The organism is Micromonospora sp. NPDC005215 (assembly GCF_040607915.1).
GTDB lineage: Bacteria > Actinomycetota > Actinomycetes > Mycobacteriales > Micromonosporaceae > Micromonospora.
Map to the genome: position 1 here is coordinate 136,180 of NZ_JBEXHQ010000010.1, position 11,470 is coordinate 147,649.

An 11,470-nucleotide genomic window follows, 5' to 3' on the forward strand; every position below is an offset into this window, starting at 1 on the left:
GAGAGCCATCTTCTCCTCATACCCGCGCCAGTTAGACGAGCGCCCCGGGAACAGGATCAGGGTTGACCGGGACTGGCGCGCCGGAGCGCTCGGTCACCTGAACTGGCTGCTGCCCTGCGCCCCTGGTGTACGGATGAACGGGCAACGTCGCGCCGAAGCGCGCGAGTACGTTCTGGATGGGGTTGAAGCACATCTTCCCGTTGGACTTCGCGATGACGATTCCCACCGCCCACACGTGGCCAGCCCCGTCGGACTGCCACACCGGCCCGCCGCTGTCCCCTTGATCGACAGGCACTGACGTACACAGTAGATAGTCGCGCACACCGTCGCCGTAGGTGACGGTTCTCCACTCGGTGATTCTCCCTTCCGTCCAGCCCGTCTTCCGACCCATCTTGCCCACCAACATGCCGGCACTGAGGGCACTGTTGTTGAAGTACCCCACAACCTTGCCTGGGCTGCGTCCGCTCACGGGGTCCACGACGATCTGCGTGGCGTCGTCCCCGGCGTCCATGCGAATCAGGGCTCCGTCAAAGGAGTTCGTCTCGTATACGTCACCAACCCTGTCGTTGCGGATCACCGTGACGGAACAATCTGGAACCAGCCAGTGCCGTGCCAGTCGGTCACGACAGGGCCCCGGCGGCAGCCAACTCCGCCGGGGCCCGTCATCGTCAGACGATCTTGTTGTAGATCTCCCAGCCGAAGCCAATGTCCTGACCCGTGGTGAAGGGCATCTGGTTCGGGTTGGAGTCCATGTTGTTCGGGTAGTAGAGCATCGTGCCATCCGGCTTCACGGCGACGAGGTCAGCGTTTCCGTCGCCGCTGTAGTCTGCGGCGATCACCTTGTCGAACTGCTGCCAGTCCTTGCCAACCTGAGTCTTCGTGGTGAACGGCTTACCACCCGCGTTGGAATCCATGTTGTTCGGGTAGTACCACATCGTGCCGTCCGGCTTCACACCCAACGCGTCCGCATGACCATCACCCGACACATCCGCAGCCATCACCCTGGTGAACTGCTGCCAGTCCGTACCGATCTGAATTCCCGTGGTGAATGGCTTTCCACCCGCGTTGGAATCCATGTTGTTCGGGTAATACCACATCGTGCCGTCCGGCTTCACACCCAACGCGTCCGCATGACCATCACCCGACACATCCGCAGCCATCACCTTGTCGAACTGGTCCCAGTCCTCACCGACCTGAGTCTTCTCGACGAACGGCTTACCACCCGGGTTGGAGTCCATGTTGTTCGGGTAGTACCACATCGTGCCGTCCGGCTTCACAGCCAACGCGTCCGCGTGACCATCACCCGACACATCTGCGGACATCACCTTGTCGAACTGTTGCCAATCCGTGCCGACCTGAACCTTCGAGGCGAACGGCTTACCACCCGGGTTGGAATCCATGTCGTTCGGGTAATACCACATCGTGCCGTCCGGCTTCACACCCAACGCGTCCGCGTGACCATCACCGCTGACGTCACCGACGGTGCCACCGATCGTTGGGGGCAGGGGCGCCACCGTCCACCAACTCGTCTGCTTTCGGGCGCCGGCCCAACTGAAGCTGAAGTGGATGTGATTGGTGTGGCAACCGCTGGCCGAACCATCGCAGGAATAGCTCTGCCAGCCCGCCGACGACTCGTACGACTTCCAGATCTGGCGGTTCCAGATCAGGTACATAATCCCGAGCCGCCGCGCGTTGGCATGCTTGTTGCCATACTTGTCGGTGGCGAGGAGCCAGTTCAAGATGTCGGTCGCCGTCGCCCGCTGGCCGGAGTTGTTCACGTCCAGCATGTAGTCCAGCGCTCGCCCCTCCTTGTGCTCGCTGGTTCCGCCGACATCGCACGCCCGGCCGATCCCGTACGAGTGTGCCTTGTACGTCGCGTTCAGCAGGTTCTTGAAAGCGACGACGCCAGGCTTCGGCGTCGGGTCGCAGGTGTCCTGACCGTCGTACGAGGCATAGCCGTCGATCGACTTTCCGAAGTCGGGCGTGGACGGAGCGGCAGAGACTGCCGCGGCGTTGCCCAGCACTGCGGCGAGCATGACCGACACTGCCAAACCCGCCGCGGCGAGGGTGGACGTCTTTCTCCTAAAGAAACGCATCTCCTGATTTCCTTCCGAATCTCGTTCATGGGGAGCACACGGCGGGCGGCACGCAAGACACCACTGACCTGAGCGGAGCTGCGCCGGCCGTGTAGAGCCCTGGCCACTAAATATCTTTGTCGTTACGCAGCGAACGTTCGTCCGCAGGCAGTCACGACCCGCGACCAGCTAGGCGATGCGACTGTAGATCTGCCAGCCCTTCCCGATCTGTTCGGTGCCGATGAACGGCACACCACCCGCATTACTGTCCATGTTGTTCGGGTAGTACCACAGGGTCCCATCGGGCTTCGTCGCCACAATATCGGCGTGGCCATCACCACTGACATCAGCTGCGACGAGCCGGTCGAGATCCTGCCAGCCCTGTCCGGTCTGCTTACCGCCAACGAACGGCAGACCGCCCGCATTGCTGTCCATGTTGTTCGGGTACCACCACAGCGTCCCATCGGGCTTCGTCGCCACAATGTCGGCGTGGCCGTCCCCACTGACATCAGCCGCGACCATTCGGTCGAAGTCCTGCCAGCCCCGCCCGATCTGATCGCCCTTGACGAACGGCACACCACCCGCATTGCTGTCCATGTTGTTCGGGTAGTACCACATCGTCCCATCAGGCTTCGTCGCCAGAATATCGGCGTGGCCATCACCACTGACATCAGCCGCGACGAACCGATTGAAGTCCCGCCAACCCGGCCCGACCAGCTTGCCGTCAACGAACGGCACACCACCCGCATTGCTGTCCATGTTGTTCGGGTACCACCACATCGTCCCATCAGGCTTCGTGGCTACGACATCAGCATGACCATCACCACTGACATCAGCCGAGACCGCCCGATCGAAGTCCTGCCAACCCTTGCCGATCTGCTTACCGGCAACGAACGGCACACCACCCGCATTACTGTCCATGTTGTTCGGGTAATACCACAGAGTCCCATCAGGCTTGAAACCCAACAGGTCTGAGTGGCCGTCACCACTGACATCGCCCACACTGCCGCCCGGCGATCGTGCCTGCTGATTCCACAGCACGCCCGAAATGATGTCCCCGTCCCTGGCCTGCGGCTGATAAGCGTCGGGCGTGCCCGAAATCTGCACGGCCTGACAGACCTCGCCGATGGGATCGGTCATCCAGGTGCCAGGTCTCACCCTGAGCATCTTGTTCAGGAAGCTGTCCGTCGCGTACACCGGATTCATGATCTGTTCCACGGTGCCCCACCCGGTCGATGGGCGTTGCTGATACAACCCGACGCTGTCGCGATCGCCGTACGTCAGGTTGCGAATGTCGCTCTCTACGATCGTCGTGGTGATGGCGATCGTCGCGGCACGCCGCGCCATCCCCCGATTCTTGACCCTTGTGACGATGACGCGGGCGCACGACACCTGGTATGCCGTTATCGAGTGGGCCAGTTTACCGGTGAGGCGACCATTCAATGCGGTCGCGGTCTGGCCGTCAGATCCGGTAGGTCCGGCCGGATCGCAGGCCGCCGTGCTGGCGGCCGATGCGGGAGCGGGCACCGCGAGGAGCGCTCCCAAGGCTAGTAGTGCGGATAATGGCACCGAAACGACTCGGTGTAATGCTGCACTTCGCATAACTGTCCTAAATTCAAGCTGAGCAGTCGATGCACGCCCGCCGGACTGCCCTGTTTCCGGCAGACGCGTCCAAAGGGATCCGTCCGCCCCCGCGCAGACGGGCCACCAGATCTCCAATCCGGGCAATAGGCTCGAGGGATGTGCCACGACATCGGCCGCGCCGACCTGAGACGTTCTGTAAATCTCAGCGCATGAGGTCGGCATCGGCGTAAGCGGGCGTTTATGACGGACCTCAGCATCACCGCGAAGGTCCATCGAGTCAACGGAATGTCAACTTCATGACGCAACGATGAAAAACTGCCCAGGGCCCGGCCCTCGGGGCAGTCATCGTCGGCTATTCGTGCTATTGCCCGTCCGAGACAGGCACGACCGTCTTCTCCCGGGTCGGCCGAGGGCTGCGGGCCGCGCCTCGCCGACACGTTCACGGCTGGTCCGGCAACGATGACGGTCGTTCGACAGTCCCGGCTGGCGGTCGCGTCAGCGCGGCCGACGGATACGGCTGACACCCCGTTCACTGCTGAGTCGAGCACCAGGACGCCACCGCGTCCGGCGACGAGGCACCGGAGGCTCAGGTAGAACACGTCGACCGGCAGGCCCGGGAAGCCGTCGACCGAACGGTCCCCCGACGCCGGACCCGCGGCTGTGGCACCGGCGCGTTCGTCCGCGCTCCAGCCGAGCGAGCCTGGCGGAGGGTCCCGGCGGCACGACACGGGGCCGGCCCGCTGCGGGTGCCCCGGTTCGCGGTCCTGCTGGCGAGGGTGGTCGGCACGGGGAGGGTGGTCGGCGACCGCCATGGCCCGAATGTCGCCGCCGCCGACCACCCCGACGCCCGTCCCACGCGACAGCGTCGAGACCTCGTGATCAGAGAACCAGACTGACTCCGGCTGCCTCGCACGCGGCGGTGAGGTCCTTGCCGGCCTTCAGGTAGGCCGGGTTGTCGGCAGCGGACGCCGGGTCGGCCGCCGCCGCGGCCTTGGCCGCCTCGGCGCCGAACGGCCGGAGGGCGACGGCAACCTTGCTCTCACCGCCGGCCGAGGCCAACGCGGTCACCCTCTTCCCCAACTCCGTCAGGATCTTCTTGAAGTCCGCCGCCGATGGCTCACCGGCCGTGGCGATCTTTACCAGCTCGGCCTTGAGCTCGTCGCTGGCCTTCTTCATCGACGTACAGAGTTGCCTGTCGCTCGTGGCGCCCGCTGCGGCTGACGACGCCGGCGCGGCGGTCGGGGAGGCAGGCGCCAAGGTGGCGGCGGCGGACGTGCTGGCAGGCGGCGTCGATCCGGCTGTCGTCGCCGTATCCGGGTCACCGCAAGCGGTCAGAGCGGTCGTAGCGGCAAGGATCACTACTGCGGAAGCAATTCGGGGGTGATTCACGGACGCGCACGCTAGCCGACGAAGGAGAGATCATTACTCCACACGGGACAAATGCCGCGCACCACCGTGCGCTCGGCGAGTGGCAGACGCCCCGGTCACGACACTCGACGGTGTACCGGACCTCGTCACGCGGCACCTGGGCTGGCACGCAATTCGATCGCCATGAGGCTGTTCGCGGTCTAGCATCGCCCGCCGTGCTCCCCAACGGAAAGATCATCCGACAGGCTCTGGACCGGATCGAGGCAGGGTACGTCTTTCCTGCGAAGGTCGCCGACATCGACGCCACGATCCGGCGCCGTCTCGCGGCAGGCGAGTACGACGATCTGGACGGGCCGGCGCTCTGCGAGACGGTGACCGCTCACCTCCAACAGGTGTGCCCGGACAAGCATCTGCGGCTGCTGTGGTCAGACCAGCCGCAGTCGCTGGATCCAGCGGACGAAGACGGGGGGCGGGCCGCGTTCCTCGCGCTGCTCAGGGCGGAGAACCAGGGGATCCGCCGGGTCGAGCACCTGCACGGGAACGTCGGGCTCATCGATGTGCGGCGCATCGCGTACGCCGACGAGGGCGCCGCCGCGATCGGCGCGGCCATGCAGCTGGTCGCCCTCAGCTGCGCGCTCATCCTCGACCTGCGCGCATGCTCCGGCGGAACACCGGAGGGAGCCGCGATGTGGTGCAGCTACTTCTTCCGCGACGACCAGGTGCACCTCAACGACTTCTACGAGCGGTCCACCGGCGCCACCCGCCAGTTCTGGACGACCGCGCACCTTCCCGCGCCGCGCTATGCCGACCGCCCGGTCCATGTGCTCACCAGCGCGATGACGTTCTCCGGGGGCGAGGACGTGGCGTACACCCTTCAGTCGCACGGCCGGGCCGTCGTCGTCGGTGAGACGACACGGGGCGGCGCGCATCCGACGGCCCGCCACCCGGTCACCGAACACATCCTCGTGACAGTGCCAACCGCCCGGACCATCAACAGCGTCACCGGCACCAACTGGGAGGGCGTCGGAGTGCTCCCCGATGTGCCCGTCCCGGCGGGCCAGGCACTCGACACGGCACTCAAGGCCATCTCGGTCGCATAGGCGCGGCCGCGTCGGCGGCCCGCCCCGCATCGGTCAGCGGGTGAGGCCGAGCAGCGTCGCCAGTTGCGCCACACCGGCCGGCGTCGGGTGCGCGCGGGCAACCTCGGCGATCACGGTACGCGCCAACGGCCGGCACCGAACCTCAGCCTGCGCGGCGCTGTCCGCGCAGCCAGATCCGCACCGGCACCGGACCCCAGGTCATGGCCGCTCTTCGCAACGCCGCGATCGGTGCCCTGCGCCTGACCGGAGTCACCAACATCGCCGCCGCCGCCAACCGGCATCACGCCCGCGACAGCACCCGCCCGCTGGCACTGCTCGGTATCACCTGACGACAGCCGGGGCCCTGATGGTATGCCGCTGTCGCTAACCCCAGTGCGCAGTGTGCACCGCGTCCTGTCGGAGGCGCTGGGCGAGCTGGGATTCAACGTCGAGGGTGTACGGCAGCCCCGGCAGGGCGAGCGGGAGACGATGGGGCGCAAGGGCGTCTGGACGCTGGCGCAGTCAGCGACGTTGCTCAAGTACCACGCCGACCACCGACTACGTGCCGCCTGGGTGCCGACGAACCAGCCCCTACCGGGTCCTTATCGCCGCGTTCGTGTCGAGCCGACCGGCGACACGACCCGGCGCACCGATCATCGGGTGGGCTCGAAGACGGCGCGTACGCAGCCGTCGAGCTTGTTCTTGAACATGTTGTATCCCTGTGGCGCCTCGTCGAGTGGCATGGTGTGTGTCGCGAGGTGTTCGGTGACCAGTTCGCCGCGAGCCATCCGTTCGAGCAACATCGGGATGTAGCGGTGTCCGTGCTGTTGGGCGCCGCGCAGGGTGAGGCCTTTGTTCATCAGCGCCCCGAGCGGGAACTTGTCGACAAGGCCGGCGAAGACGCCGAGCAGGAACACGCTCCCGCCCTTGCGGCATTGGTAGATGGCCTCCCGGGCGGCGATCGGACGGTCCGATTCCAGGCGCATCTGCTGTTTGACCTGGTCGTACAGGTATTGCGGGCCGGTGCTGTGGGACTCCATCCCCACCGCCTCGATGCACACGTCAGGCCCGCGCCCGCCGCTGCGTTCCAGCAGTTCACCGCCGACGTCCTGGGTCTGGTAGTTGAGCGTCTCCACGCCCAGGTACTTCTCCGCCATCTGCAGCCGGTTGGCGAGACGGTCGATGATGATCACCCGCTCCGCGCCGAGCAGGACCGCCGCGCGGGCGGCCATCTGGCCTACCCCGCCCGCGCCCCACACCGCGACCACGTCACCGGCCTTGACCCCACCGAGGTCCGCGCCCATCCAGCCGGTCGGGGCGGCATCGGAGGCGAAGAGAGCACGCTCGTCGCTGACCTCGTCTGGGACGGTGAAGGCCCCCTGATCGGCGTACGGAACGCGGATGTACTCGGCGTGGCTGCCCGCGAAGCCGCCGAGCGCGTGCGAGTAGCCGTAGCAGCCGCCGGGTGCGAAGCCCCAGAGTTTCTCGGTGATCGCGGGGTTGGTGTTGCCGTTGTCGCACAAGGAGTACTGCTGCTGCTGGCAGTACCAGCAGCGGCCGCAGGAGACGAACGAGCAGACCACCACCCGGTCGCCCACCTTGTGCTTACGCACCTGCGGGCCGACCTCGACCACCTCGCCCAGGAACTCGTGCCCGAGGACGTCGCCCCGCTCCATGAACGGGATGTACCCACCCAGCAGGTGCAGGTCGGAGCCGCACGTCGCCGTCTTGCGCACCCGGATGATGGCGTCCTGCTCGTTGCGCATCGTGGGGTCCGGAACCTCGTTCACCGACAGTTCGTTGACGCCTTGCCACAACAGTGCCTTCACAGTCGCCCCTCCCGGCGACCCAGCCGCGTCGCCATCTGCAGCGGTTTGTTGACCGCCGTCGTCCGGGTGGTGGGTGGAGAGCCGGGGTGCAGCACCTCGCCGGTCTCCAGCAGCTGCTTCGCCTCGCGCAGTGCGGCCCGGATCGCCTGATTGGGATCGCGACCCGCGAGTCGCCTGGCTCCCGCGGTCACCGGCGACTGGGCGCCGTCACGCAGCCGCACCGCCAGCTCGACGCCTTGGTCAGCCGGGGCTCGGCGGATCTGCACGTCCACGGCGTCACCGAGACCGGCTAGTGGCTCCGGAAGTGGCGAGTCCGGAGTCAGCTCGGCGCGGACTGGCTTCACGGTCACCACGTGCCACCGCGGTTCGCGCCGCATCAACGGGCCCCGATGCCAGGGCCCTTGACGGCCCAACGGGAGCAGGAACTTGCGGAGGGCCAACCCCCCGACCACGATGGCCCCCGCCTTGACCGATGCCCTCATGTACGCCCCCCGAGTCGACCTCAGCCGTCCCCGCAGCTGCCCGACCGGCGGCTCCGTCGCGGACAAACCTGTCATATCGGTGCACTGTCGCGCTGGCGATTCGCGCACCTGGCAAGGGGCAGAGGTACGGGCGCGACACCGCGCGGGCGAAGGACGCCACCGCTCGACGAGCAGCCGAGCCACGAACAACGCGATCCACCGACCGCGGGGCTCCTCCTAGCCGCCGTCGTGACTGGACCCTCGGCGCGGGCGCCATCAGCAGGGCGGCCCGGCGGGCCGTACCCGAGATGTCGCCGGTCCGGACGACATCCGAGGCCTCCGCGGCCACCTCGCCCGCGACGGCGGCCGTCGCCTCCGGCCCGTCGACCGGCGGGGTGTCGGCGGCCTCGAACGCGGTGAGCAGGGCCCACCCGGCCCACGTCCGTGGCGGCCCCGACGGAGGCGGCACCCACACCGGGTGCCGCCTCCGCGCGTCACGAGGCCGAGCTGTGGTCAGCGTCCGCCGTCGGGGTGCAGCAGCACCTTGGTCCAGCCGTCAGCGCGGGCATCGAAGTTCCGGTAACCCTCCGGTGCCTGGTCCAGCTTCAGCTCGTGCGACACCAGGAAAGAGGGCTCGGCCTTGTGGTTCGCGATGAGGTTCATCAGCTGCCGGTTGTAGTTCTTCACGTTGCACTGCCCGGTGGCCATGCTCTGCCCCTTGAACCAGAACATGCCGAAGTCGAACGGCACCTTGCCCTGCTTCTGCCCCGGGTCCGGCGACCCGGGGTCCTGCGGGACGTACACGCCGACCACGCCGATCGTGCCGCCGAACCGCACGGAGTGCACGAGGTTGTTCAACGTCAGTCCCGCCTTCTCCTGGCCCTGCGGGTCGTGCGCTTGGTAACCGACGGCCTCGCAGCCGCGGTCCGCGCCCATCCCGCTGGTCTGCTCCAGGATCTGGTCTACCGGTGATCCCTGGGAATCATCGATGGGGATCGCGCCGATCTGTTCGGCCAGGCGCAGCCGGTCCGGATGGCGGTCGACCACCATCACTTTGTTGGCGCCCTTGATGATCGCGGAGTAGGCGGCGAGCAGGCCGACCGGCCCCCCACCGTAGACCGCCACGTTGTCGCCGGGCCGCACGCAGGCGAGTTCAGTCGCGTGCCAGCCGGTGGGGAAGATGTCCGAGAGCATCACGTAGTCTTTCTGCCTGCTCATGTCCCGGGCGTCCGGCGGCAGGACCAGGCAGTTGAAGTCGGCCCACGGGACCCGCAGCAACTCGGCCTGACCGCCGCTCCAAGGACCCATGTCGGCGAAGCCGTAGGCTGCGCCGGCCATGCCGGGTGCCGGGTTCGCCACCAGACAAAACGCGGTCAGGCCCTGGTTGCAGTTGGCGCAGGACCCGCAGGAGACGTTGAACGGCATGCAGACCATGTCGCCCACCTTGACCAGGTCGACCCCTTCGCCGACCTCGATCACCTCACCCATGTTCTCGTGCCCGAGCACCCGGCCGGGCTCGAAGTCCGTGCGTCCCTCGTACATGTGCAGGTCGGACCCGCAGATGTTCGTCGTCGTGATGCGTACCAAGGCGTCCGTCGGTCGCTCGATCCTGGCGTCTGGCACCTCCTTGACGCTGACCGTCCGTGGTCCGTCGTACACGACTGCCTTCATTCAGTACCCCCGTGTGAAGATTCCGCCCCTACTGCGGCTCGAAGACCGCGTGGCAGTCAGATTCTTGCAATCCGCTTCGCCTCCCACCTCCTGATTCGCGCTATTGGGTTCGGTTGCGAGGTGCCGGTTATCGTGGGCGTAGGCGGGTAGCCACCGACCGTGAGCAGGCCAACCGACGACATCGGTACCCGGTCGGACACCAGCCGCGCCATAGCGTTCAGCGACGCCGTCTTCGCCATCGTCATCACGCTGCTCGTGCTGGATCTCGGGGTGCCGGACGTACCACCCGGTCGCCTGCTGTCGGGGCTGCTGGAGCAGTGGCCGAGTTACGTCGCCTATCTCGCCTCGTACACCTACGTGGCCATCGTCTGGCTGAACCACAAGGGCGCGTTCAATCGCGTCAAGGAGAGTGATCGGGGTCTGCACTGGGTGAACCTCCTCGTCCTGTTCACCACCGCGCTGCTGCCGTTCCCGACCGCCGTCGTCTCGCACGCGCTTCAGGAGCACGACCAGCAGGACCAACGCGTGGCCGTCGCCTTCTACGCGCTGATCGGCGCGCTGCTCTGCGCGAGCTGGCTGGCGTTTTTCCACTACCTGGCTCGGCGCGAAGACCTGCTCCGGGAGGGGGTCAGTGAGCGGCACTTCCCCGGCGAGCGGGTGCGGGCACTCGTCGGGGTCATCCTCTATGCCGCCGCAGGGCTCATCGGGTATTTGGTCGCACCGCTCGCCGGCCTGGTGATCTTCGTCGTGCTGCCGGTGTTCTACGCCGTCACCAGCGCCGGTCTGCACCAGGTGCCTCTCATCCGCCGGACCGCGCATCGCCCCGCGGCATCGGGAGCTGACGATCAACGCGCAGACGGCTGAGATCGTGTTCTGGACGGCAGACGTTGGAGTAGATGCTGCCGGCCTACGTCTGGTACCGGGATATGGCCGACGTCGCCGCGACGATCAGCGCCGAGGCAGCCGGGCGGAGGCTGGCCCGAGCCATTCACAGCAAGGGTGCCAACGTCAGGTGCTCATCCGGCCGGGTGGCGGTGTTGATCCAGGCCCACAGAGTAGTCGCCGGCCGCTGCTGTTCCCGGTCATGGCGACGGCCGTCGGGTTGGCCCGGCGATCCCCCGGCGAGGCACGCGAGCGCGATCGGTTCGACGCCGATCTCGCCTGGCTCCCGGAGGCGGCCCGCAGGCTGGCCGACCCGACGCCAGTGCCCGCGACCGTCCGCCCGGCGCTCACCGCCCTCCATCGCCGGATCGCCGAGCGGATGGCGCCGACCTCGACCGGCGCCGTCCCCCGAAACGGTCGGTGACGCTACAACATCTCCAGCGGTTGCGGGCCGGCCGGCGGCGGGAACGCCGTGTCGAGTGCCGCCACGTCCTCCTCGGTCAGATGCAGGTCGCGCGCTT

The 11,470-nt window shown here is 67.0% G+C and carries 10 protein-coding genes and 1 pseudogene; 4 read left to right on the forward strand and 7 right to left on the reverse strand.

The window, feature by feature from the left end; all coding sequences use genetic code 11:
- Positions 1 to 31 precede the first annotated feature (31 nt).
- The 4 genes from ABZU25_RS11140 to ABZU25_RS11155 all read right to left on the reverse strand — a co-directional run bounded on the left by ABZU25_RS11140 (position 32) and on the right by ABZU25_RS11155 (position 4,835).
- Positions 32 to 577, reverse strand: a complete 546-nt coding sequence (locus ABZU25_RS11140; RefSeq protein WP_355029179.1) for a hypothetical protein — start codon at positions 575 to 577, stop codon at positions 32 to 34.
- Between the two features lie 91 nt (positions 578 to 668).
- Complete coding sequence (locus ABZU25_RS11145) at positions 669 to 2,096, reverse strand: tachylectin-related carbohydrate-binding protein (protein WP_355029180.1); 1,428 nt, start codon at positions 2,094 to 2,096, stop codon at positions 669 to 671.
- 168 nt (positions 2,097 to 2,264) lie between these two features.
- Positions 2,265 to 3,602, reverse strand: a complete 1,338-nt coding sequence (locus ABZU25_RS11150; protein WP_355029181.1) for an FG-GAP-like repeat-containing protein — start codon at positions 3,600 to 3,602, stop codon at positions 2,265 to 2,267.
- A 936-nt stretch (positions 3,603 to 4,538) separates the two neighbouring features.
- Complete coding sequence (locus ABZU25_RS11155; RefSeq protein WP_355029182.1) at positions 4,539 to 4,835, reverse strand: hypothetical protein; 297 nt, start codon at positions 4,833 to 4,835, stop codon at positions 4,539 to 4,541.
- Between the two features lie 407 nt (positions 4,836 to 5,242).
- Here ABZU25_RS11155 and ABZU25_RS11160 point away from each other — a divergent pair, with 407 nt between their 5' ends.
- Positions 5,243 to 6,127, forward strand: a complete 885-nt coding sequence (locus ABZU25_RS11160) for a S41 family peptidase (RefSeq protein WP_355029183.1) — start codon at positions 5,243 to 5,245, stop codon at positions 6,125 to 6,127.
- Between the two features lie 164 nt (positions 6,128 to 6,291).
- Positions 6,292 to 6,456, forward strand: a pseudogene (locus tag ABZU25_RS11165) (ISAs1 family transposase); the annotation flags it as partial.
- A 303-nt stretch (positions 6,457 to 6,759) separates the two neighbouring features.
- Here ABZU25_RS11165 and ABZU25_RS11170 read toward each other — a convergent pair.
- The 3 genes from ABZU25_RS11170 to ABZU25_RS11180 form a co-directional block, all read right to left on the reverse strand.
- A complete protein-coding gene (locus tag ABZU25_RS11170; protein WP_355029184.1) occupies positions 6,760 to 7,935 on the reverse strand; it encodes a zinc-dependent alcohol dehydrogenase in 1,176 nt (391 codons plus the stop codon).
- Positions 7,932 to 8,285, reverse strand: coding sequence for a hypothetical protein (locus tag ABZU25_RS11175; RefSeq protein ID WP_355029185.1), 354 nt, complete (start codon positions 8,283 to 8,285; stop codon positions 7,932 to 7,934). The genes ABZU25_RS11170 and ABZU25_RS11175 overlap by 4 nt, the downstream gene beginning before the upstream one ends.
- Positions 8,286 to 8,909: 624 nt before the next feature.
- Positions 8,910 to 10,067, reverse strand: a complete 1,158-nt coding sequence (locus ABZU25_RS11180) for a glutathione-independent formaldehyde dehydrogenase (protein WP_355029186.1) — start codon at positions 10,065 to 10,067, stop codon at positions 8,910 to 8,912.
- 159 nt (positions 10,068 to 10,226) lie between these two features.
- Here ABZU25_RS11180 and ABZU25_RS11185 point away from each other — a divergent pair, with 159 nt between their 5' ends.
- Both ABZU25_RS11185 and ABZU25_RS11190 read left to right on the forward strand, forming a co-directional pair.
- The gene (locus ABZU25_RS11185; protein ID WP_355029187.1) at positions 10,227 to 10,931 is read left to right on the forward strand and encodes a TMEM175 family protein; all 705 of its coding nucleotides are present in this window, start codon (positions 10,227 to 10,229) and stop codon (positions 10,929 to 10,931) included.
- A gap of 220 nt (positions 10,932 to 11,151) precedes the next feature.
- On the forward strand, positions 11,152 to 11,373 hold the full coding sequence (locus ABZU25_RS11190; protein WP_355029188.1) for a hypothetical protein: 222 nt from the start codon (positions 11,152 to 11,154) through the stop codon (positions 11,371 to 11,373).
- Positions 11,374 to 11,470 lie beyond the last annotated feature (97 nt).